The 22268-nt window shown below is 72.7% G+C and carries 22 protein-coding genes; 13 read left to right on the top strand and 9 right to left on the bottom strand.

The genetic code is table 11. The features are described from left to right. Positions 1–34: 34 nt before the first annotated feature. On the bottom strand, positions 35–2245 hold the full coding sequence (locus OHA72_RS28890; protein WP_327010932.1) for a choice-of-anchor J domain-containing protein: 2211 nt from the start codon (positions 2243–2245) through the stop codon (positions 35–37). 216 nt (positions 2246–2461) lie between these two features. Here OHA72_RS28890 and OHA72_RS28885 point away from each other — a divergent pair, with 216 nt between their 5' ends. Next, positions 2462–3661: an outer membrane protein assembly factor BamB family protein gene (locus tag OHA72_RS28885; RefSeq protein ID WP_327010931.1), complete on the top strand. Its 1200-nt coding sequence runs from the start codon at positions 2462–2464 to the stop codon at positions 3659–3661. On the opposite strand, the gene OHA72_RS28880 is transcribed toward OHA72_RS28885, so the two are convergent. Then, positions 3656–4381 (bottom strand): alpha/beta fold hydrolase, encoded by a 726-nt coding sequence (locus OHA72_RS28880; protein WP_327010930.1) that lies wholly within the window; start codon positions 4379–4381, stop codon positions 3656–3658. The two genes, OHA72_RS28885 and OHA72_RS28880, sit on opposite strands and share 6 nt — an antisense overlap. Before the next feature lie 64 nt (positions 4382–4445). Between OHA72_RS28880 and OHA72_RS28875 the strand changes: the two genes are divergently transcribed. Further along, positions 4446–4865 carry a MarR family winged helix-turn-helix transcriptional regulator gene (locus OHA72_RS28875; protein WP_327010929.1) on the top strand — a complete coding sequence of 140 codons (420 nt, stop codon included), beginning with the start codon at positions 4446–4448 and terminating at the stop codon, positions 4863–4865. Here the strand turns inward: OHA72_RS28875 and OHA72_RS28870 are convergent. Continuing rightward, positions 4847–5914, bottom strand: coding sequence for an alkene reductase (locus OHA72_RS28870; protein ID WP_327010928.1), 1068 nt, complete (start codon positions 5912–5914; stop codon positions 4847–4849). The two genes, OHA72_RS28875 and OHA72_RS28870, sit on opposite strands and share 19 nt — an antisense overlap. 115 nt (positions 5915–6029) lie before the next feature. On the opposite strand from OHA72_RS28870, the gene OHA72_RS28865 reads away from it, so the two are divergent. The 4 genes from OHA72_RS28865 to OHA72_RS28850 all read left to right on the top strand — a co-directional run bounded on the left by OHA72_RS28865 (position 6030) and on the right by OHA72_RS28850 (position 9170). Continuing rightward, positions 6030–6485: a MarR family winged helix-turn-helix transcriptional regulator gene (locus OHA72_RS28865; RefSeq protein ID WP_327010927.1), complete on the top strand. Its 456-nt coding sequence runs from the start codon at positions 6030–6032 to the stop codon at positions 6483–6485. A 9-nt stretch (positions 6486–6494) separates the two neighbouring features. After that, positions 6495–7187: a carbon-nitrogen hydrolase family protein gene (locus OHA72_RS28860; protein ID WP_327010926.1), complete on the top strand. Its 693-nt coding sequence runs from the start codon at positions 6495–6497 to the stop codon at positions 7185–7187. A 437-nt stretch (positions 7188–7624) separates the two neighbouring features. Next, on the top strand, positions 7625–8293 hold the full coding sequence (locus OHA72_RS28855) for a FadR/GntR family transcriptional regulator (protein ID WP_327010925.1): 669 nt from the start codon (positions 7625–7627) through the stop codon (positions 8291–8293). Positions 8294–8327: 34 nt separating this feature from the next. Continuing rightward, positions 8328–9170, top strand: coding sequence for a fumarylacetoacetate hydrolase family protein (locus OHA72_RS28850; RefSeq protein WP_327010924.1), 843 nt, complete (start codon positions 8328–8330; stop codon positions 9168–9170). On the opposite strand, the gene OHA72_RS28845 is transcribed toward OHA72_RS28850, so the two are convergent. Continuing rightward, a complete protein-coding gene (locus OHA72_RS28845; RefSeq protein ID WP_327010923.1) occupies positions 9167–10003 on the bottom strand; it encodes a class I SAM-dependent methyltransferase in 837 nt (278 codons plus the stop codon). The two genes, OHA72_RS28850 and OHA72_RS28845, sit on opposite strands and share 4 nt — an antisense overlap. An 86-nt stretch (positions 10004–10089) precedes the next feature. On the opposite strand from OHA72_RS28845, the gene OHA72_RS28840 reads away from it, so the two are divergent. After that, positions 10090–10806 carry a winged helix-turn-helix transcriptional regulator gene (locus OHA72_RS28840; RefSeq protein ID WP_327010922.1) on the top strand — a complete coding sequence of 239 codons (717 nt, stop codon included), beginning with the start codon at positions 10090–10092 and terminating at the stop codon, positions 10804–10806. Positions 10807–10850: 44 nt separating this feature from the next. After that, positions 10851–11513: a Uma2 family endonuclease gene (locus tag OHA72_RS28835; RefSeq protein ID WP_327010921.1), complete on the top strand. Its 663-nt coding sequence runs from the start codon at positions 10851–10853 to the stop codon at positions 11511–11513. Positions 11514–11558: 45 nt separating this feature from the next. On the opposite strand, the gene OHA72_RS28830 is transcribed toward OHA72_RS28835, so the two are convergent. The 3 genes from OHA72_RS28830 to OHA72_RS28820 are packed head-to-tail and all read right to left on the bottom strand — an operon-like array spanning position 11559 to position 14171. Continuing rightward, positions 11559–11912, bottom strand: a complete 354-nt coding sequence (locus OHA72_RS28830; RefSeq protein ID WP_327010920.1) for a DUF4406 domain-containing protein — start codon at positions 11910–11912, stop codon at positions 11559–11561. After that, positions 11909–13084 carry a DeoR/GlpR family DNA-binding transcription regulator gene (locus OHA72_RS28825; RefSeq protein WP_327010919.1) on the bottom strand — a complete coding sequence of 392 codons (1176 nt, stop codon included), beginning with the start codon at positions 13082–13084 and terminating at the stop codon, positions 11909–11911. The genes OHA72_RS28830 and OHA72_RS28825 overlap by 4 nt, the downstream gene beginning before the upstream one ends. Before the next feature lie 49 nt (positions 13085–13133). Then, a complete protein-coding gene (locus OHA72_RS28820) occupies positions 13134–14171 on the bottom strand; it encodes a lysylphosphatidylglycerol synthase transmembrane domain-containing protein (protein ID WP_327010918.1) in 1038 nt (345 codons plus the stop codon). Between the two features lie 106 nt (positions 14172–14277). Here OHA72_RS28820 and OHA72_RS28815 point away from each other — a divergent pair, with 106 nt between their 5' ends. Continuing rightward, on the top strand, positions 14278–15051 hold the full coding sequence (locus tag OHA72_RS28815) for a polyphosphate kinase 2 family protein (protein ID WP_327010917.1): 774 nt from the start codon (positions 14278–14280) through the stop codon (positions 15049–15051). On the opposite strand, the gene OHA72_RS28810 is transcribed toward OHA72_RS28815, so the two are convergent. Continuing rightward, entirely contained in the window at positions 15040–15747 is a 708-nt protein-coding gene (locus OHA72_RS28810) for an SDR family NAD(P)-dependent oxidoreductase (RefSeq protein ID WP_327010916.1), read from the bottom strand. The genes OHA72_RS28815 and OHA72_RS28810 overlap by 12 nt on opposite strands. Positions 15748–15783: 36 nt before the next feature. Next, a complete protein-coding gene (locus OHA72_RS28805; protein ID WP_327010915.1) occupies positions 15784–16287 on the bottom strand; it encodes a hemerythrin domain-containing protein in 504 nt (167 codons plus the stop codon). On the opposite strand from OHA72_RS28805, the gene lysX reads away from it, so the two are divergent. From lysX to OHA72_RS28785, 4 genes are read left to right on the top strand one after another with little or no spacing between them, the layout of a single operon-like run. Continuing rightward, positions 16265–19600: a bifunctional lysylphosphatidylglycerol synthetase/lysine--tRNA ligase LysX gene (gene lysX, locus OHA72_RS28800; RefSeq protein WP_442788686.1), complete on the top strand. Its 3336-nt coding sequence runs from the start codon at positions 16265–16267 to the stop codon at positions 19598–19600. The two genes, OHA72_RS28805 and lysX, sit on opposite strands and share 23 nt — an antisense overlap. A gap of 45 nt (positions 19601–19645) precedes the next feature. Then, positions 19646–20374, top strand: coding sequence for an IclR family transcriptional regulator (locus OHA72_RS28795; RefSeq protein WP_327010913.1), 729 nt, complete (start codon positions 19646–19648; stop codon positions 20372–20374). 33 nt (positions 20375–20407) lie between these two features. Continuing rightward, positions 20408–20890, top strand: coding sequence for a cation:proton antiporter regulatory subunit (locus tag OHA72_RS28790; RefSeq protein WP_327010912.1), 483 nt, complete (start codon positions 20408–20410; stop codon positions 20888–20890). Positions 20891–20898: 8 nt separating this feature from the next. Beyond that, the gene (locus tag OHA72_RS28785; protein WP_327010911.1) at positions 20899–22074 is read left to right on the top strand and encodes a cation:proton antiporter; all 1176 of its coding nucleotides are present in this window, start codon (positions 20899–20901) and stop codon (positions 22072–22074) included. Positions 22075–22268: the final 194 nt, after the last annotated feature.

Below are 22268 nucleotides of genomic sequence, written 5' to 3'. Positions count from 1 at the left end.
GGGGGTGCCCGCCACTGTTGCTACGGGTGGTGCGTCAGGAACTGCCGCCCGGCTGGACGACGCCGTTCACCGTGAGGGTGTACGGCGCGTACTGCTGGACCTGCTCCGTCGGCTCGTCGTAGGCGACGACCGCCACGACCTTCGGGAACAGCGACAGCAGCGCCAGCTGGATCCAGTTCAGCGAGACGGTGTTCTTCCCGGTGAACTCGAACTGCCACGCGAGGTGGTTGCCCTCGTCGATGCCGATGAGCTTCACGTGCCAGTTCTTGACCTCGACCGGGTTGATCTCCGTCGGCGAGTCGAACGGGGCCAGACTGGACCCGTCGCTCAGCAGCGTGCCGCCGAGGGTGATGTCGTCGATGAGCAGGCCGCCCTCGTTGACACCGCCGTCGCTGACGTAGCGGAAGCCCAGCAGGACCGACTTGCCCGCGTACGCGGACAGGTCGTAGCTGTGCGCCTCGAAGCCGGTCGTCGTGCCGTTCAGGCCGGGGCCGAGCGGCGCGTCGACGGTCCGGTCACCCGGGATCGCGGTGTAGGTCGTGCCACCGTCGGTGGAGACCACGACGTAGCCGTAGTCGTACCCGAGCTCGGCGCCGTACTTCGCCTGGAAGGACAGCGTCGCGTTGGCGGCGGGGACCGTCACCGGGATGACCGCGGTGGCGTCGGTGTTGTTGGCGTTGCCCGAGAACAGCACCGAGTTGCCCGGCCGGTCGGGGTCGTTGTTCACCAGCGTCCAGGCCAACGGCAGTGCCGGCAGCTGGGCGGCGCCCGTGAACTTCAAGGACCGCAGGTCCTTGCCCTTGATGGCCGTGCCGTTCTTCTGCAGCAGCACGTAGTCGGCACCGTTGGGCGCCGCTCCGGGCACGCTGTAGCTCTGCGTGTTCGCGAGGTTCACCGAGGAGCGGACGCTCTTCGACGTGACCTTCTTCTTGTCCGCGCCGAGCACGATGCTGAAGCGCGAGTCGTCCAGGAGCTTGTCCAGCAGCACCGACGACTGGTAGTCGTGCAGCACCGTGTACACGTCCTTGGCACCCTCGGCCTTCACCGCGGCGTCGACACTGGCGAGACCCTGCAGGCCGCCATCGCGGTGCAGCTTCTCGATGATGTCCTGACCGTAGTGGTCGTAGAGGTACAGCATGAACTGGTATGCGTTGCCGTAGTCGGCGAGCACACCGGCGCCGCTGCCGCCCTCGCCCCAGAGGTTGAGCGAGTTCTGGGAGCCACCGCAGTCACGCGGGTTGGGGTTGTAGGGCGTCTGCACCGGGCCGTAACCCTGGAAGCAGTACAGGTGGCTGTCGCTGCCCTTGTCGAAGACCGTCTTGGTGCCGTCGACGTAGCCGGTGAGCGTCTGCGCGAAGTCCGCGAGACCCTCGTTGAGCCACGTCGTCTCGTTCGGGTCGACGTAGGACAGCAGCAGGTGCTGCCACTCGTGCGCGAACGTGCCCTCGTAGAGGGTCGGCCGGGCCGGGCGGCTGGTGCAGACGTCACTGGACGGCGCGTCGACGGGGTTGGCACCGGTGCGGTGCTCCCAGTCGAATGCGTCGATCGTCATGACGTTGCGGTCGAACAGTTCGTTGAACTGGGTGGAGAAGAAGCCGGCGATGTAGGTCGTCGCGGCCGGGAACGTGTAGTAGTTGTCGTCCCGGACGTTGTCGACCAGCGTCACCGTCTTCTCGCCGCCGCCGGTGTAGACGCCACCGTTGCCGTTGGCGTCCGGGCCGAGCAGCGCGTTGCTGCCGTCCCGGTTCGGCGGGGTACTGAAGGCGGCGGTCTCCTTCGGGTACATGTTCGTGTCGAACTCGTGGATGAAGTTCGCCACCTGAGCGTCGGTGACCGTGGTCGTGTTCGGCACCGCGTTACGGCAGTCGCCCGCCGGGAACGAGGTGTCGACCGCGACCCAGACCTCGATGTGCTCGCCGACACCGCGCAGGACGTAGTCCTTGCGGTACAACCGGCCCTGGTAGTCGTCCGAACCCAGCCACTGACGGACCGTGCCGACGGTCGGGGTCTCCCCCGCGGCGAGCGCGCGCCGCTGCGACGGCTTGGCCATCTTCGACGTGTCGACCAGCTTGCCGTCCAACGTGAATTGCGTGCGGGTCATGTGCCGCGTGTCGGACGTCTTGCTCGCACTGGACGCCGCAGGCGCCTTGACCGGGGCCGCCGACGCCGGGGAACCCGGCAGGGCGACGAGCACCGGCGCGGCGAGGACGACGACCGCGGTCGTGACCAGGCGTGTTCGCACCATGAAGCCTCCTCAAGTCGATCCGCCGTCCGGGCGGGATGACCGCGACCGGAAACGGGCAGACCGAACCCGTGATGATATTGACAACGCACACTATCGCCGCCGTATCCATCGGCAACGGTCGCATCGAAGGGCGAGGGTGTAGACGAGGGATCGGTCTGCATTCAGTGCCATCAATACACTGATTCCGCCGGCCGGGTCTGCGCCTACCGTGGATCCGTGATCGACCTGGACGTCACCGCGCCGCCGCCGGCCGCCGCCCGTGGCCGGCGCGCGCCCTGGTGGGCGGTGCCGCTCGTGCTGGCCGCCGTCGTGCCCGCCGTCGTCCAGCTGCCGGCGGCCGCGCCGATGGAGCCGGTGGCCTGGCTGCCACCTGGCACGATGCGGCTGATGGGGGCCGGCGACGCGTTCTACGTGCTGCGCGGCAACGGCACGCTCGCGTGGAACGTGACCGCGTATGCCTGGTCCGACGGCGCCGAACGATGGCGCCGGCCTCTCGCCGGCCCGGCCCCGGACCTCATGATCGCCGCCGGCGCGGTGCTGGTCACGCACCAGCCGTGCGACCCGCAGCACGCCCCGTCGGTCGACCGGCTCGACCCGGCCACCGGCCGTCCACTGTGGAGCGCACCCGGCGCGGTGCTGCCCGGCGGCGACCTGCTCCTGGTCGAGGGGGGTGGCTGCGGTGAGCTGCGGCACGTGACCAGGCTGACGTCCGTCGACCCGGCCGACGGAGTCCCCCGCTGGACGATGCGGTTCCCGGACGGGCGGCCGGTCGTCGTCGGGGACGGCTGGTTCGCGGCGGTCGGCGACACGGGCGGCGTCGACACGTACGCCATGGACGGCCGGCGCCTCGGCGGCGCGTCGGTGACGGAGACGTCGATCGTGCTGGCCGCCGGCTCCAGTGTGATCGCCGCCGACCAGCCCGACCCCGGCAGGCCGGGCCGCCTCACGGGCGTGCCGCACGACGGGTCCGGCCCGGCGTGGAGCGCCCCCCTCGACGGCACGGCGGCGGCGTGCGGCCCCTGGCTGTGCGTCACCGGCGGCGGTGTGACCAGGGCCCTGGACCCGGCGACCGGCCGGACCCGGTGGACGACCCGGGCCCTGGGGCAGCCGAGCCCGGGACGGTCCTATGTGATCGGGGACGGCGCGCGACTGGTGCGGTGGCGCGACGGCGAGGAACGGTCGCTGCCCGGCTGGCGGCTCCTGCCACCCGTTGAGGGCTCGGCCGCCCCCGTCGTGCAGCGGGGCGCCACCACCGGCGTCGTCGACCTGACCGCCGGGCGGCTCGACGTCCTGGGCACCCTGCCCGGCCCGCAGACCCGCTGCCTGGCCGGCGGGCCCGACCGCACCGGGCTGCGCCTGGTCTGCGTCGGCACGGACGGCCGGGCCGGCCTGTGGCGGACCGCCCGGACGTCATAGGTGCCGGTCGAATACCTCCAGAACCTGGTCAGGGGTCTCGATCAGCGGGATGTGCCCGGTGCCGGGCAGCAGCTGGAACACCGCGCCCGGGATCGCGGCGGCATACGCACGGCCGTAGTCCGGGTCGACGATGCGGTCACTCTCGCCCCACAGCGCGAGCGTGGGCACGGCGACGTCCCCCAGGCGGGCCCGCAGCCCGGGGTCCGCCATCCCGTGCGGACCCGAATAGTGGGCGATCGCCCGCCGGTTGCCGGCCATGGTGTCGCGCTGGGCGTCGGTGAGCGCGGCGGGGTCGATGCGGAACGCGTCCGGGTTCGCGTACGAGCGGCGGGCGAGCTCGTCGAAGTCCAGCGCGAAGAAGTCCGCGACCGGGTGCTCCGGCACGGCGATGCCGACCGCGCCGACGAGGACGAGCCGGTCGAGGCGCCGCGCCGTGTCCCGGACCGCCATCTCCGCGGCGATCCAGCCACCGATCGAGTTGCCGACGACCGCGACGCCGCGCAGGCCGAGCTCGTCGAGCAGCGCCAGATACCGCTCCGCGAGGTCGCCGACGCCGTCCGGCCCGCCGGGCGTGCCGTCGAAGCCGGGATGGGTCGGCACGATCACGCGGGCGCGGCCCGCGAGCCGGTGCGCGAACGGCAGGACCGAGCGCGGGCCCGCCCCGCCGTGCAGCAGCAGCACCGTCCGGCCGGCGCCGAGGTCGTCATAGGTCAGTTTCATGCAAGGAAGCTTATACAAGGAACCTTATACAAACAAGCTGATCTGCCGCCGGTACCATGGCGGCATGCGGACCGACCAGGACGTCGCGCTGCTCGTCAAGCGGCTGCAGCACCGCCACCACCGGGCGCTCAACGCCGCACTCGCCGAGCTCGGCGTCTCCCTGGTGCAGTGGGACACCCTGCGGCACCTCTCCCGGCACCCCGACGCGTCGCTGCACGACCTGGCCCAGCTGACATTCCAGACCGACCAGTCGTTCGGGTCCCTCGCGACCCGGATGGCGGACCGCGGGCTGATCGAGCGGACGCCGGGCCCCGGCCGCGCGGTGCGGCATCGCCTGACACCGCGCGGCCTGCAGCTCAAGGAGGCCGGTGACGTCCTCGTCAACCGGGTGATCGGGGCGTCGTTCGCCCCGCTGAGCGCGGATGAGCGCGACCAGCTCGGCGGGCTGCTGGAGCGGCTGCTCGCTCAGCCCAGCGCCGGGTAGTCCGTGTAGCCGGCGTCGTCGCCGCCGTAGGCCTTGCTGTAGTCGGGGGCGTTGAAGCCGGCGCCGGCCCGCAGCCGGTCCGGCAGGTCCGGGTTGGCGAGGAAGAGCGCACCGAAGGACACCAGGTCGCTCGCCCCGGTCTCGACGTGCCGCAGCGCGTCCGGGCCGGTGTACGCGCCGGGCGTGAACGGGTTGAGGATCAGCGTGCCGCTCCAGCGCTGCCGCAGCTGCGGCGTGAAGTCCACGTCGGGGCCTTCCGCGACGTGCAGGTAGGCCAGGCCCAGCGGGTCGATCGCGTCCAGCAGCAGCGCGTAGGTCTCGCGGTGGTCGTCCTCGACGATGCCGTTGTACGGGTTGGACGGCGAGATGCGCAGGCCGACCCGGTCGGCGCCGATCGCCGCCGCGACCGCCTCGACGACCGCGACCGGGAAGCGGATGCGGCCCTCGGGCCCGCCGCCCCACTCGTCGTCGCGGCGGTTGGTGCCGGTGGCCAGGAACTGGTGCAGCAGGTAGCCGTTGGCGCCGTGCAGCTCCACGCCGTCGAACCCGGCCTCGACCGCGTTGCGGGCGGCCTCGGCGAAGTCCTCGACGGTCTGCTGGATGCCCTTGTCGTCCAGGGGCTCCGGGGTGACCAGGTCCGCGGGGCCGTCGGCGGTGAGGACCGTGCCGTCGGCACGGACCGCGGACGCGCCGACCGGGGTCGCGGCGAGCTGGTTGAGGCTCGGGTGGCCGATCCGGCCGGTGTGCATGAGCTGGGCGAAGATGAGGCCGCCGCGGGCGTGGACCGCGTCGGTGACCGCCTTCCAGCCGGCGATCTGCTCGGGCGCGTGCAGGCCGGGCGTGTTGAGGTAGCCCTGCCCGATCGGCGACGGCTGGGTACCCTCCGTGACGATCAGGCCGGCACCGGCGCGCTGCGCGTAGTAGGTCGCCATCAGCTCGGTCGGGCTGCCACCAGGCCCGTACGCCCGGCTGCGCGTCATCGGCGCCATCACCACCCGGTTGCGTGCGGTGTGCCGGCCGATACGGACCGGTTCGAACGCTGTGCTCATCGCAGGCTCCCTCTCGGTTAACTGTTCCGCACAGGTAAATCCGCTGTGGACGTCGTTCATTCCGGCGGTACGTGGTGACGGGACCCACACTGGCCCGAACAGGTAAACTCCGATAATGGCCGCCGAACCCAGGACCCGGCCCGCGGCCGCGATCTGCGGGCCGATCAGCCATGCCATCGTCCGGCTGGCGAAGGCGCACAAGGCCCACGCCCGGCACCTGCTGCGCGAGGTCGGCCTGCACCCGGGGCAGGAGCTGATCCTGATGATGCTGTGGGACTGCGGCCCACAGCGGCAGAGCGAGCTGGCCACCCAGTTCGACACCGACTCGGCGAGCATGACCCGCAGCGTCCAGCGCCTGGAGCGGGCCGGTTACGTGCGCCGCGTCGCCGACCCCGCCGACGGCCGGGCCACCCTGGTCGAGCCGACCCCGGCGAGCCTGGTGCTGCGGGAGCGCATCGAGCTGCTGTGGTCCCGGCTGGAGGCCGACACGGTCGGCGCGATGAGCCCCGCCGAGCAGCGCGCCGCCCTGCGGGCGTTGCAGTCCCTCGAGGGCAACCTGCCTTGCACGTAGGATCCGGCCATGCTCCTGACCGTCGCCGTCGCGCAGCCGGTGTGCGTGCCCTATGACGTTGCCGCCAACGCGGCCGCCCATGCCGCCCTGGTCCGGGCCGCGGGCGCGCGGGTCGTGGTGTTCCCGGAGCTGTCGCTGACCGGGTACGAGTTGGACGCCCCCGTCGTGCCGGAGGACGATCCGGCGCTCGCGCCGCTGGTCGCGGCCTGCCGGGAGACGGGGACCCTCGCGCTCGCCGGTGCGCCCGTGGCCGGGCCGCACATCGGGATCCTGGCCGTGGACGGCGTCGCGGGCACGGTCAGCGTCGTCTACCGCAAGCTGTATCTGGGCTCCTCCGAGCAGCACCGCTTCCGGCCGGGGCCCGAGCCCGTGGTCCTGACCGTCGACGGGCGTCGGCTCGGGCTCGCGGTGTGCAAGGACACCGGCGTGCCGGAGCACCAGGCGCGCACGGCGGCGCTGGGCATCGACGGATACGTGGCGGGGACCCTCATGTTCGCCGACGAGACCGCCGAGCAGGACGAGCGCGGCACCCGGATCGCCACGGAGCACGGGGTGTGGGTGGCGTTCGCCAGCTTCGCCGGGCCGACCGGCGACGGCTACGCGGACACCGCCGGCCGCTCCACGATCTGGGCACCGGACGGCGCCGCCATCGCCCGGGCCGGCGTCGAGCCGGGCGGGTTCGCGCTCGCCGGCCTGCCGTAGCCGGCGCCGTCAGCCGGCGCCGTCAGCCGGCGCCGGCTTGCCGCGGGGCGGGCGCGGGCCACCTTTATCCGGCGCGTCGCGGGCCGCTTTCATCCGACACGGACTCGCAGTGACGGGCGCGGGCGCTTTCATCCGACACGGACTCGCAGTGACGGGCGCGGGCGCTTTCATCCGACACGGACTCGCAGTGACGGGCGCGGGCGCTTTCGTCCGGCGCGGGCTCGCGGTCGCCGGCCCTGACGCGGCCGTCGGGGCGGACTCACGGGCTCGGGCGGGGCTCGGGCCGCTTCCAGCCGACACGACCTCGCCGCGGCAGGCGCGGGCGCCCTCATCCAGCGCGCGCTCATGGTGGCCGGCCCCGGCGCGCGGGTCGCCGGCGCGGACTCGCGGGTCCGGGAGCGGGCCAGGGCGGCGGTGGCTGCCGTAGCGTGGTGCCGGTGAGCGGCACCGGTTTCGCGAAGCTGCAACGCACGTCGGCGGCGGCGGACGCGGCCCGCAGCATCCAGCAGATGATCGTCGACGGGCGGCTCGCGCCCGGACAGCGGCTGCCGGCCGAGCGTGAGCTCAGCGAGCTGCTCGGGATCAGCCGGCCGACGCTGCGCGAGACGATCCGTTCCCTCGTCGGCCTCAACATCCTGGAGAGCCGCCACGGCGCCGGCACGTTCGTCGCGGCGCTGGACACCGCGACGCTGCTGGAGCCGATGCAGTTCGTGATGGCACTCAACGAGCGCACGCTCGGGGAGCTGTTCGAGGCGCGGCTGCTGCTCGAACCGGCCCTCGCCGCCCTCGCCGCGCAGCGGGCCACCGACGCGCAGGTGGCCGCGATGCGGGCCGCGATCGGCGGCGCCGAGCAGATCGAGGCCGACGTGCGGCTGCACCGGCTGATCGCCGAGTCGTCCGGCAACGCGCTGCTCGCCGCGATGCTCGAGTCACTGTCGACGCTGGGCCGCTCCAGCCGGTCGATCACCTCGGCCCGGCCGGGCGTGCGGCGGCGCACCGCCGCCGACCACGAGGCGATCGTCGTCGCCGTGGAGCGCCGCGACCCGGATGCCGCCCGCGCGGCGATGACCGCCCACCTGGAACGGATCGCCGCGACATTGGCTTGACCACTTGGCCACTTGCTCCGTACCGTGGCAGCCCATGAGACTTGCCCGGCTGGGACCTTTCGGTGCGGAACGACCCGTGGTGCTCGACGCCGAAGGCGTGGCGCGGGACCTGTCCGGGCTCACCCCCGACATCGACGGCGTGTTCCTGGCCGTCGGCGGGATCGACCGCGTGCGCGACGCCCTCGACGCGGGCACCCTGCCGGTGCTCACGGACCCGCCGGCCCGCACCGGCGCGCCGGTCGCCCGGCCCGGCAAGGTCGTCTGCATCGGCCTCAACTACCGCGCCCACGCCGCCGAGTCCGGCGCCGAGCCGCCCGCCGAGCCGGTCGTGTTCATGAAGGCGTCCGACACCGTGGTCGGCCCCGACGACGACGTCCGCATCCCGCGCAACAGCGTCAAGACCGACTACGAGGTCGAGCTGGCCGTGATCATCGGCCGCCAGGCGCGCTACCTGGACTCCCCCGACGACGCCGCGTCCCGCATCGCCGGCTACGCGATCAGCAACGACGTCTCGGAGCGGGAGTTCCAGCTGGAGCGCGGCGGCCAGTGGGACAAGGGCAAGTCGTGCGAGACCTTCAACCCGCTCGGCCCGTGGCTGGTGCCGGCCGCCGGCGTGACGGTGCCGGCGCTGCGGCTGCGGTCGTGGGTCAACGGCGAGGCCCGCCAGGACGAGCTCGCCGGTGACATGATCTTCGACGTGCCGCACCTGATCTGGTACCTGAGCCAGTTCATGGTGCTGCACCCCGGCGACGTCGTGAACACCGGCACGCCGGCCGGGGTGGCGATGGGCCTTCCCGGCCAGCCCTACCTGCGCGCCGGCGACGTGGTCGAGCTGTCGATCGACGGCCTGGGCCGGCAGCGACAGCGCTTCGTCTAGCCGTTCTCCGCCGGGGTACGCCCGACGAACAGCAGATACTCCCAGTCCATCGCCCCGCCGCCGAGATCGTGGGAGCGGGCGAGGTCCAGCAGGGCCGCGTCAAGCGCGGCGACGGCCTCCGGGTTGCCGGCGTTGGCGCGGTACACCGCGATGGTCGGGCCGTAGTTGCGCTTGAAGAAGTCCAGGAACGCCTCCGCGGTCGCGAACACCTCGACGCGCAGCATCCGCCGCTGCGCCACGACGCCGGTGACCGCGTCGCCGAACAGGGCACGGACGTGCTCCTCGCTGCCCCACAGCGGCGGGGGCTGCGCACCGGGCGGCGGTGGCGGCGCGTAGGGCTTCATCGTGGCGAACATCTGCCCGATGAAGCCCTGCGGGGTCCAGTTCACCAGGCCGATCGTCCCGCCGGGCCGGCACACCCGGACCAGCTCGTCGGCGCACACCTGGTGGTGCGGGGCGAACATGACCCCCACGCAGGACATGACGGCGTCGAAGGTACCGGCGTCGAACGGCAGCGCCTCCGCGTCGGCGGCCTGCCATTCCAGCCGTACCCCCTGCGCCGCGGCCAGCCCCTTGCCGATCTCCAGGAGCTCGGGGGTCAGGTCGGTGGCGATCACGTCCGCGCCGGCGAGGGCGGCCGGGATCGCGGCGTTGCCGGAGCCCGCGGCGACGTCGAGGATCCGGGTGCCGGGGCCGGCGGCGACCGCCTCGGCGAGGACGGGCCCGAGGGACGGGATCACATCGGCGGCGACGGCGGCGTAGTCCCCCAGCGCCCACATCGCCCGGTGCTTGCTCTTCAACGCCTGGTCGGCGGTCATCTCTACTGTCTGCATGTCTCGACCGTAGGAACGGTCCCCGGCACGGGACTAGTACAGGATCTGTACTAGTCGGCGAGGCGACAGACGCTTACGGTGCGTGCATGGGTGCGTCGTACTACCAGTTCTGCCCGGTGGCCAAGACCATGGAACTGCTCGACGAGCGCTGGACCATGCTCGTGGTGCGCGAGCTCGTCGGCGGCGACCGGCACTTCAACGACCTGCGCCGCGGCCTGCCACGCATGTCGCCGACACTGCTGTCCAAGCGGCTGCAGCACCTCGTCGCCGCCGGTGTCGCCGAGCGGCACAAGGCCGGCGCCGAGGTCCGCTACCGCCTCTCACCCGCAGGGCGGGAGCTGGCCCCGATCGTGAGCGCGCTCGGCGAGTGGGGCATCCGCTGGATCGGCCACCTCGGCGACCAGGACCTGGACCCGAAGATCCTGCTGTGGGACATGCACCACCGCGTCGACCACGACGCGGTGCCCGCCGGCCGGACCGTGATCCAGTTCCAGTTCCCCGCCGTCGCCGCGGCGCAACGCAACTGGTGGCTGGTCCTGACCCCGACCGACGCCGACGTGTGCGACGCCGACCCGGGCTTCGATGTGGCCGTGCGCGTCACCGCCGACCTGCGCAGCATGATCGAGGTCTGGCTCGGCGACCTGGAGTGGTCCGACGCCCTGCGCAGCGGCGCCGTCGACATCCAGGGCCCCGAGGACCTCCGCCGCGGCGTGCCGGCCTGGTTCAAGCTCATCTCCTTCGCCGACGTCCCCCGCCCCGCCCGCCCCGAACGCACCGTCGGCGTCCCCGCGGCAACCCCGTGATCCACAAGTTGACGTCATAAGGTGTCATGTGCGAGGTTGAACGGGTGACCCTTCAGGACGTGCGCGTCGTCGATGGCCCCGCCGCATGGCAGGCTGGTGACAGCAGCCGTCGGAAGGTGCGTGACCGCATGGATTTTGGCGCGCTCGACCATGTAGGGGTCTGGACCGAAGACGACTACCTCGCCCTCGAGCCGACCGGGCATCGGATCGAGTTGCTTGACGGGAGTCTGCTGGTGAGCCCGGCGCCGAGGAAGCGACACCAACGGCTGTCCTGGCTCCTGGCGACGACCCTCGACGAACCTGCCGCCGATGCCGGGCTGCTGATGCTGGAGGCGGTCAACGTCCGCCTTCAGACCGGCAGGATAGTCATTCCCGACCTGGTGATCGCCGACACTGACGATGACGACGACCCGGTGGTCGACGCCCACGAGGTCGCGTTCGTCGTCGAGATCGTCTCCCCGGGCAACGCCGGCACGGACCGGCTGGTCAAGATGGGCCTATATGCCGCGGCACGGATCGGCTGGTATCTGCTCGTCGAGCAGGAGCCGCCAGGAGCCGTCACGATGCGGCTGCACCGCCTGGAAGGCGAGCACTACGTCGCGGACGCGACGGCGGGGCCGGGTGAGACGTTGACGCTCACAACACCGTTCGAGGTGACTCTGGACCCCGACGCGCTGCTGCCACGGGCGCCGCGGCGACGCACCTGAGCGGCCCGGCGCGACGAGCCGGATCGGCCCAGCGCGGCAGGCGGATCACGCGGCGGGGATATCGGTCAGCGTGGTGTAGATGTGCTTGCCCTCCGAGCGGGCCTGGGCGACCATCTCGTCGGCGCCGGTCGACGGGCCGCCGATGCGCAGGACCGCGTCGCAGTGGGTGAGCAGGCGGGCGGAGATCGGGTGGAAGATCTCGTCGAAGACGGGGTCGCCGACGCCGGCGGAGCCGGCCCGTTCGATCAGCGGCAGGGCCAGGGCCTCGCCGGTGACCGGGAGGTGGCCGGCGCGGAAGAGGTGGACGGCGGCGTCGTTCATCGCGTCGACGTTGGCGCGCAGCTTGGCCGGGTCGTCGCCGGTGCCCGAGCGGTACGGGCCGGCTACCAGAATCATCATGACGGGATCTCCTCGGGGTTGTCGGTGGTGATGACCTCGACGCCGGCCGCTCGCAGCGCTGCGAGCGTGTCGATGGCGGCCTCGCCCGAGGGCGCCGCGTCGGAGGTGACGAACGTGTCGGCGGCCTCGAGCGGAGCGACCCGGGCGAAGGCCTGGACACCCAGCTTCGAGGCGTCGGCGACGACGACGGTCCGGCCGGCGCGGCGCAGCGCGGCCCGCTTGACGGCGGCGTCGTCGAGGTCGAACTCGGACCAGCCGAGGTCGTGGTGCACGGCGCCGATCGACATGATGAACGTGTCGAAGCGCAGCTGATCCAGGGCGCTCAGCGCCAGCGGGCCGACCAGGCTGCGCTCGCCGGCGCGGGACTCGCCGCCGAGGATGAGCAGCCGGATGCCTGGCTGGTCGGCGAGCCGCACCGCCGCCTGCAGGCTGAGCACCGCCACCGTCAGCGGCCCGGCGCCCCTGCCACCGGCCCGGCCGGCTCCGCCGGCGGCGGCACCCCCTCCCCCAGCGGCGAAGGCGGCCTCTCCCTCGGAGGCAGCATCTCGCCCGGCGGACGCAGCGGCACCGCCCCCGGAGGCAGCACCTCGCCCGGAGGCAGCATCTCGCCCCGCGGAGGGAGCGGCACCCTCCTCGGAGACAGCACCTCGCCCAGCAGTGAAGTCGGCAGCACCACCGCTCCCGCCCCCGCTGCCTCCGCCCGCCGCGAAGGCAGCGGGGGCGGTGAAAGCGGTGGGTGTTGAGAAGTCGGCGGGCGCGGTGGGTGTGCTGAACGCGGTGGGTGCGGTGAAAGCGGCGGATGCAGTGAAAGCAGTGGGCGCGGTGGCGAAGCGGGCGGCCAGGGCGGCGGCGACCGCCGCGGTGGTGGTGCCGGCGTCGAGGAGGACGGTGCTGCCGGGGGCGATCAGGTCGGCGGTCGCGCGGGCGAGGCGGGCCTTGGTGGCGCTCCGCCACTGCTCGCGGACCGTGAAGCCGGCCTCGTCGCTCGGCACGTCGAGGGCGACCGCGCCGCCGCGGACCCGGCGGACGAGGCCCTGCTCCTGCAGCTGGTCGAGGTCGCGGCGGACGGTCATCTCCGAGACGCCGAGGCGGGTGGCGAGCTCCGCCAGGGTCAGCCGGCCGCTGCCGCGGACCAGGCGCAGGGTGAGGTCGAGTCGATCCGGTACGTGCACGGACCGAATCTAACAGGATCTTGTGAAGTTTGAAAGATCTGTGTGAAGTTTAGGCGACCGGGGTCGGGTGGCGGGGGGCCGGTTGCGACGCGGGGGTCTTGCGGCGGCGCAGGGTGGCATAGGTCAGCGCGCCCAGCGGGATGATGATCCAGCAGGACAGCAGGCGGTAGACCAGCATCGCGGCGGCGGCCGGGCCGTGCTCGGCGCCGGCGGAGACCAGGCCGGCGAGCAGGGCCACCTCGACCACGCCGATGCCGCCGGGGCTGATCGGCACCTGGCGGACCAGCTGGACCGTCAGGTACACCGTGGCCAGCAGTGCCGGGCTCACGTCGATGCCGAACGCCGCCGCCGTCGCGGCCAGGCACGCGAAGTCCAGGCCCCAGTTGACGGTGGCGTGCACCAGCGACAGCACCCAGGAGCGGGGCGGCAGGCGGCGCAGGTCGGCCACGATCCGCCCGGCCGACGCCTTGCCACGCTCGATCAGCCCGGGCCGCGGACCCGGTCGCTCCTCCTCGTCGGCGTGGTCACCGGCCGGTGGGCCGGACGGGGCGCCGGCGCGGGAGAGCAGGAAGTCCAGGCCGAACACCACGCTGGCGATCACCAGCAACCCGAGCACCAGCACGAGGGTGTCGGCGTTGCCGGTCGCGCCGCCGCGCGGGATCAGCACGACCGCGCCGTACATGAGGATCAGCGCGACACCGGACAGCACCGAGGAGAGCACGGCCACGGCGCCGGCGGTGCGGCGGCTCGCGCCGGCGGTGCGGAACTGGCGGAACGCGAAACCGGCCGACATCGCCGAGCCGGCCGGCAGGCTGAACGAGATCGCCGAGCGGGTGAACGTGACGGCGACCGCCCGCGGCACCGACATGCGGACCCCGAAGCCCGCCAGGAGGCGGCGCTGCTGCAGGGCGAAGTGCCGCAGGGAGGTCATCTCAGCCGCGGCGGCGAGGAGCAGCCACCACGGGTTCGCCGAGGCGATGGTGGCGGCAATCGTCGCCGGGTCCGGCAGCTTGTCCTTGAGCGTGAGCACGGCCACGCCCAGCACGACGAGCAATGCGGCGACCCGCAACGCCCGCTTCGTGCTCATACCAAGTACTGTCGCACCTCAGCCGGGCGATGCACCCAGCGAACTCATCACGAAGTGAGTTGTGCTCATCACGCAGGTGCTGCCGTGGCATGGCAGGCTGATGGCCATGAAGCGGCTGTCGAATGTCGACCTCGACGACACGTTGCCCAAGGACGAGGCGCTGCGCCGCCTCGAGGCGGCCCAGGAGCGGCTGCTGCGGCTCCGGCTGAGGCTGGGCGGGCAGATCGGCGGCGATCACCACGACGGAGAGGGCAAGCTCGGGCCGCCGCTGTGCGTGGTGTTCGAGGGCTGGGACGCCTCCGGCAAGGGCGGCTCGATCAAGCGGCTCGTCGACCACCTCGACCCGCGGCACGTGCGCGTGTCGCAGTTCGCCGCGCCGACGTTCGACGAGAAGCGGCACCACTTCCTGTGGCGGTTCTGGCCGGTGCTGCCCGGCTGGGGCGGGATGGCGGTGCTGGACCGGTCCTGGTACGGCCGGGTTCTGGTCGAACGGGTCGAGGGCTTCGCCACCGAGGAGCAGTGGGGCCGGGCCTACGACGAGATCACGGAGTTCGAGCGCACCCTGGCCGCCGAGGGCATGGTGATCGTGAAGTTCTGGATGCACATCTCCGGCAAGGAGCAGCTGCGCCGGTTCCGCAGCCGGCAGGACGACCCGCTGCGCTCGTGGAAGCTGACCGATGAGGACTGGCGCAACCGGGAGAAGCGGCCCGCGTACAAGAAGGCGGTGGAGGAGATGCTGGCCCGCACCGATCACCCGGCCGGGCCGTGGCACGTCATCCCCGGCGACGACAAGCCCACGGCCCGGGTGCTGGTGGTGGAGACGGTGTGCGCGGCGGTCGAGGAGGCCCTGCGCCGCCACGGGATGCAGCTACCCGGCTGAGGCGCCGCCGTCGACGAACATGACCTCGCCGGTCATGAAGCTGGCCGCGTCGGAGCCGAGGAACAGCACCGCCTTCGCGATCTCGTCAGGCGTGCCGATCCGGCCCATCGGCACGATCGCCTTCAGGTCCGTCTCGGCGCCGTGGGACTCGTACCGCTGCAGCATCGCGGTCTCGATCGGCCCGGGGGCCACCGCGTTGATCCGCACCCCGCTGCCGGCCGCCTCCAGCGCCGCGCAGCGCGTGAGGCCGTCGACGGCGTGCTTGCTGGCCGAGTAGATCGCGGTGCCGGCCGCGCCCTGGTGGCCGAGGACCGAGGACACGTTGACGATGCTGCCGTGCCGCTGGCCGAGCATGACCCGCAGCTCGTGCTTCATGCTCAGCAGCGTGCCCAGCACGTTGGTGTCGAAGGTGTCGGCGTAGGTCTCGGCGGACTGGTCCAGCACGGTGCCCGGCGCGCCCTCCGTCCCGGCGTTGTTGACGGCGACGTCGAGGGACCCGAAGCGCGTGACGGTGTCGTCGACGAGCTGCTGGACGTCGTCCTCACGGCGCACGTCGGCGTGCATGAAGACGGCCCCGGCGGGCAGGTCGGCGTCGTGGCGGCCGGCGACCACCACGTCCGCGCCCTGTCCCGCGAACGCCGACGCGGTGGCCCGTCCGATGCCGGTGAGACCACCGGTGATCAGCACAGTTGTCATGCGCCGGTAGATCCCCGGGAACGGCACCGGTATGCCTCAACTGTTCTCCCGGATGTACTGCTGCGGGTCCTTGTCGTGGAACGTGAGGCCCTTGCCGCTGGGGTGCTCGCCGTAGAACCTGAGCCACTGCGCGCCGAGTGACGCCCGCAACTCCATGTCGGCGTGCTTGCGGAAGTCGGGCAGCACCTCGTCCTCCTCCTCGGCGAGGTGCTCGCTGTTCTCGGTGCGCGCCTCCCAGACCGCCTTCCACCAGCCGTCGGAGCCGACCTTCAGGTCCGCGGCGGCCTGGATCGCGTCGCGGATCTTGTTGTGGTCGCGGATCGCGTCGTCGGTCTCCTCCTCGGCGGTCTCCGAGGAGCCCCGCTTGAGCAGGTGCGGGTACAGGATCCGCTCCTCGGCCTCGGCGTGGATCTCCAGGTGCAGGGCCAGCGCCTCCCACACGGCGGTGAGCTGCTCCTCGCCGCGGGCGTCGTCGAGGCGGGCGAAGCCCCGGCGGAACGCGGCGTGGTCGTCCAGGATGAGCGCAGTGATGTCGTCCATACCCGCATCATCACCCGGCGCGGGGGTTCTGAAACCGCACAAGGATGATGTGCCGGTGAAGACGCTGCGTGAGAGGCTTCCCGACTGGCTCGCGGGCGGGCTGCTGGCCGTGGCGGCCATCTGCGCCGTCGCCGCCGTCTCCGCGGCGCTCGGGTCGCGGGTCCACCCGGTCCGGGTCACCGTCGACGCGCTGCTCCTGCCGGCGCCCGCGAACCTCGGCTATGCCGCGATCCTGGCCACCCTCGCCGCCGCCGTGCACAACCGCAAGCGCGTCATCTACTGGGTCCTGGTCGGCTTCCTCGCCCTGCAGGGCCTGTTCGACGTGTTCGTGCTGCTCGGCGGCGCCGAACGCGGCGAGGAGGCGCGCGAGCTGCGGCTGCCGTGGCACGGTGCGGCGGCCGGCCTGGCCAACGCGGTCGTCACCGTGGTCCTGCTGGGGCTGCTGTGGCTGGCGCGCGGCGGGTTCTCCGCCCGGGTGCAGCGGGCCAGCCTGCCCAAGGCGCTGCTCACGCTCGGCGTGCTGCTGGCCGTGTCCACGGTGCTGGGCTGGGGACTGGTCGAGATGTTCCCGGGATCGCTGGAGACACGGGCCGGGCGGCTCGCGTACAGCGCGAAGACCGTCCTCGGCGGCGCGTTCGGCTTCGACGTCGGCCGGCAGGGCCGCGCCGCGGGCTGGGTCAACCTGATCCTCGGCGCGCTGGGGGCGGTCGCGCTGTTCGCCGCAGTGTTCGCGCTGCTGCGCTCGCAGCGGGCCACCGCGTCGCTGGACGCCGACGAGGAGCGGCGGGTCCGGCAGCTGCTCGCCGAGCACGGCCGCCGCGACTCGCTGGGCTACTTCGCCACCCGCCGCGACAAGGAGGTCGTGTTCTCCCCCACCGGGCGCGGCGCCGTCACGTACCGGGTGGTCTTCGGTGTCTCCCTCGCCAGTGGCGACCCCCTCGGGGAGCCGGACGCGTGGCCGCCGGCGATCGAGGCGTGGCTGCGGGAGGCCCGTGACTACGCGTGGACCCCGGCGGTGATGGGCGCGAGCGAGGAGGGTGCGACCGCGTACGCCCGCGCCGGGCTGCGGGTCATCGAGCTCGGCGACGAGGCGATCCTGCACGTGCGCGACTTCGACCTCGATTCGCCCCGGCTGCGGCAGGTGCGGCAGGCGGTGCACCGGGTGGAGCGCGCCGGGTACACGGTGCGCATCCGCCGGCACGCGGACATCGGCGCGGAGGAGATGGTGCGGATCATCGAGCTCGCCGCGCGGTGGCGCGACACGGAGACCGAGCGCGGCTTCTCGATGGCGCTGGGCCGGCTCGGCGACCCCAACGACGGCCGGTGCGTCCTGGTCGAGGCGCACGACTGCGACGGGCGCGAGGTCGCGCTGCTGTCGTTCACGCCGTGGGGCGCCGACGGGCTGTCCCTCGATCTCATGCGCCGCGACCGGGCCAGCGACAACGGCCTCGTCGAGCACATGGTCGCCACGTTGATGCGCGAGTCGCCGCGTCTCGGCGTGGAGCGGGTGTCGCTGAACTTCGCTGTGTTCCGGGCGGTGTTCGAGGAGGGGGCCCGCATCGGCGCGGGGCCGGTGCTGCGGCTGTGGCGGGCGCTGCTGCTGTTCGCGTCGCGCTGGTTCCAGCTGGAGTCGCTGTACCGCTCCAACGTGAAGTACAACCCGCAGTGGCTGCCCCGGTTCCTGTGCTTCGAGGACGTGCGGGACCTCGCGAAGGTCGGCCTCGCGTCGGCGGCGGCCGAGGGGTTCCTGGTCGTGCCCAACCTGCGCACCCTGCTGCGGCGCGGCACCCCGGCGACGGCGGACGCCCCGCGGGAGCTGATCCCCGCCCTTGCGGAGCCGGCGCCGGCGCAGCACCGCAAGAGGCCGGAGCAGGTCCGGGTGCGGCTGGCCAAGCTCGAGGCGCTGCGCCGCGACGGGATCGACCCGTATCCGCCGGGGTTCCCGCGCACGCACAGCCTCGCCGAGGTCCGCGCCGCGCACCCCGATCTGCCCCCCGACACCCGCACCGGTGAGCGGGTCAGCGTCGCCGGCCGGGTGGTGCGGCTGCGCGACCACGGCACGCTGTGCTTCGCCACGCTGCGCGACTGGACCGGCGACCTGCAGGTGCTGCTGACGGCGGACCCGTCGTTCGGGGCCACCGTCGACCTCGGCGACCACGTGGGTGTCGGCGGCGTCGTGGGTACGAGCAAGCGCGGCGAGCTGTCCGTGTTCGTCGATGCGTGGCGGCTGACCGCGAAGTGCCTGCGGCCGCTGCCCGACAAGCATCGCGGGCTCGCGGACCCGGAGGCCCTCGTCCGGCAGCGGCACGTCGACCTGATCGTCAACCAGGCGCCCCGCGACATGGTGCGGCTGCGCTCGACGGTCGGCTTCGCGCTGCGCTGCGCCCTGCACGGCCGCGGCTACGCCGAGGTGGAGACGCCGGTGCTGCAGCCGGTGCACGGCGGCGCCAACGCCCGGCCGTTCGTCACCCACTCCAACGCCTACGACATGCGGCTGTTCCTGCGCATCGCGCCGGAGCTGTACCTGAAGCGCCTCGCCGTCGGCGGGGTCGAACGGGTCTTCGAGATCGGCCGGAACTTCCGCAACGAGGGCGTGGACGCAACCCACAACCCCGAGTTCACGATGCTGGAGGCCTATGAGGCCTACGGCGACTACACCTCGATGCGGGACCTGGCCCGGTCGCTGATCCTCGCCGCCGCGCTCGCCGGCCCCGGTCCCGTGCTGACCCGCGGCGACGGCAGCGACCGGATCGAGGTCGACCTGCGCGAGGAGTGGCCGGTGGTCCCCGTGTACGAGGCCGTGTCGCTGGCCGCGGGTGCCCCGGTCACCCCGTCCGACTCCGTGGCCGCGCTGCGGGCGCTGTCGGACCGGCTCGGGGTCGCGTACCAGGACGGCTGGACCCACGGGCAGCTGGTCCTGGAGCTGTACGAGCACCTGGTCGAGGGCGCCACGGTGCGCCCCACGTTCTACACCGACTTCCCCGTCGACGTGTCACCGCTGACCCGCGCGCACCGCGACGACCCGCGACTGGCGGAGCGCTGGGACCTGGTCGCGTTCGGCATGGAGCTCGGCACGGCGTACACGGAGCTGGTCGATCCGGTCGAGCTGCGGGCCCGGTTGACGGCACAGTCGCTGCGGGCCGCGGCCGGCGATGCGGAGGCGATGTCGCTGGACGAGGACTTCCTCGACGCGTTCGAGTTCGCGATGCCGCCCAGCGGCGGGCTCGGCCTGGGCGTGGACCGCCTGGTCATGCTGTTGACCGGGCGTTCGATCCGCGAGACGCTGCCATTTCCTCTTGTGAAGAAAACCTGAGATTTGGATGTTTGAACCCGCTCGCAGATGGGAAACGCCAACCTAATGCCCATCACTGATGACAGCCCCACCCTCGATGTGCTCGAGCGGCTGTCGGCTGCTACGGACCGGATGACCTTCGAGTCCCTCCTACGGCAACTCGGGCTGCCCGAGGGAGTACTCCGTGGCCGGTTACGCAGCCTCGTGGACCGGGGCTGGGTCCACGCCGCGCCCGACGACACCTACACGATCGCCGTCGGGGCGTTACGCCCGGGCAGCGCGTACCTGCTGACCGACCGGACGGTCCGGATCGCCGGGCCGCTGATGGCGCAGCTGCGGGACCGGCTCAGCGAGGCGGTGCGGCTGGTGCGGCTCGACCCGCCGGGCATCGTCTGCATCGCCAGCCGTGAGGCGCCGCACGACACGATCGGCTCGGCGGTCGGCCGGCGGATGCCCGCCTACGTCAGCGCCAGCGGCAAGGCGATCCTCGCCGGGCTGCCGCACGAGCGGGTCGTGGCGCTGCTGGACCACGGCGTCGAGGCGCACACCATCGACTCCGTCGTGGACCGGGCGGCGCTGTTCGAGGAGCTCGCCGAGACCCGGGCGCGCGGCTGGGCGTATGAGCGCGGCCAGTTCCAGCCCGGCGTCGGCTGCGTCGCGGTGTCCGTCCCCGGCACGTCGGACGCGATCAGTGTCGGGGTGCCGCTCGCCCGGCTGACCGACGACCACGCCGTCGAGATCGCCGCCAACCTGGTCCGCACCACGCAGGACCTCGGCGAGGCGTTGCGCCGCTGACGGTGCATTGATCCATCTCCGATACCATGGGGTATGAACGTCGAGCGCACCGACCTCCCCGGCATCGGCACGAGCCACGTGGTGACCACCGCACGAGGCCGCCGCATCGGCATCGTCTCCCACCGCAGCGGCCGTCGCGACCTGGTCATCTACGACAAGGAAGACCCCGATACGAGCGTGGTCTCCGTGGCGCTGTCCGCGGAGGAGTCCAACGCGCTCGCCGAGTATCTCGGCACCGCCCGGATCGTCGAGCACCTCGCAGAGCTGCAGCGGCAGGTCGCCGGCCTGGTCACCGAGCAGCTGGTGATCGCTCCCAGCTCGCCGTACGACGGCCGCACCCTCGGCGACACCCAGGCCCGCACCCGCACCGGCGCGTCGATCGTCGCCGTGCTGCGCGGCGGTGACGTGCATGCCAGCCCCCGGCCCGACTTCGGCCTGCGCGCCGGCGACCTCATCGTCGTCGTCGGCACCGCCGCCGGGACCGAGGGCGTCGCGACGCTCCTCACCGACGGATAGGGGGCGGCGTGCATCACGACACGATCCTCATCGAACTCGGTGCGGTCATCCTGGCGCTCGGCCTGCTCGGCGCCCTGTCCCTGCGGTTCTCCATCTCCCCCATCCCGCTGTATCTCCTCGCGGGGCTCGCGTTCGGCGCCGGCGGGGTGCTGCCGCTGACCACCAGCACGGAGTTCATCTCCGCGGGCGCGGAGATCGGCGTGATCCTGCTGCTGTTCACGCTGGGCCTGGAGTACACGGCGCCGGAGCTGGTCGGCACGCTGCGCTCCTCCGCCCCGGCGGGCCTGATCGACCTGGTGCTCAACGCCGCGCCGGGGGTCGCGGCGGCGCTCATCCTCGGCTGGGGCCCGGTCGCCGCGGTCGCGTTGGGCGGCATCACCTACGTCACGTCGTCCGGCATCACCGCGAAGGTCCTCGGCGACCTCGGCTGGCTCGGCAACCGGGAGACCCCGGTCGTGCTGTCGCTGCTGGTCTTCGAGGACCTGATGATGGCGCTGTACCTGCCGATCCTGACCGCCCTGCTGGCCGGCGTCGGCGTGCTCGGCGGCGCCGCGACCCTCGCCGTCGCCGCGGCCACGGTCAGCGTGATCCTGATCGTCGCGCTGCGCTTCGGGCGCATCGTGGAGCGGTTCGTCGCCTCCGACAGCGACGAGGTGCTGCTGCTCAAGGTGCTCGGCCTGACCGTGCTCGTCGCGGGCGTCGCCGAGCTGCTGCAGGTCTCCGCCGCGGTCGGGGCGTTCCTCGTCGGCATCGCGCTGTCCGGCCCCCTCGCGCACACCGCCCGGGAGCTGCTGACGCCGCTGCGGGACCTGTTCGCGGCGGTCTTCTTCGTCTTCTTCGGCCTGCAGACCGACCCGCGGGCGCTGCCGCCGGTGCTGGGGATCGCGGCGCTGCTCGCAGTCGCCGGGATCGCGTCGAAGATGACGACCGGCTGGCTCGCGGCCCGGCGGGCCGGGGTGGCGATCACCGGCCGGGTCCGCGCCGGCGCCGCGCTGCTGCCCCGCGGCGAGTTCAACATCGTCATCGCGGGGCTCGCGGTGGCCGCCGGCACCAACGCCAAGCTCGGCCCGCTCGCCGCCGCCTACGTGTTGATCCTCGCGATCGCCGGCCCGCTCGCCGCCCGCGGCGCAGAACCCCTCGTCCGCCTCTACCTGCGCCACCGCACCAAACCGGCAACCACGTAACAACCAGCCACCGTGCCGGGAGGATCACATCGTGGTGACCGTCCCTGCGCGGCCCTCCTGCGGACGGTCCTGCCTACGCGTCTCGCGCGAAGGGCAGGCAAGTCGGACGACAGACCTGTCTGAGCCGCAACCTGGACCACCGGCCCTTCGGATGCAGCGCGCACGCGCGTGTTTCGGCCGCGCGAAGCGCAGGG

The sequence above is a fragment of the Dactylosporangium sp. NBC_01737 genome (assembly GCF_035963215.1).
GTDB lineage: Bacteria > Actinomycetota > Actinomycetes > Mycobacteriales > Micromonosporaceae > Dactylosporangium.
Note: the sequence above shows the minus strand (reverse complement) of the source record. Positions and strands in the feature narration are given on the sequence as shown.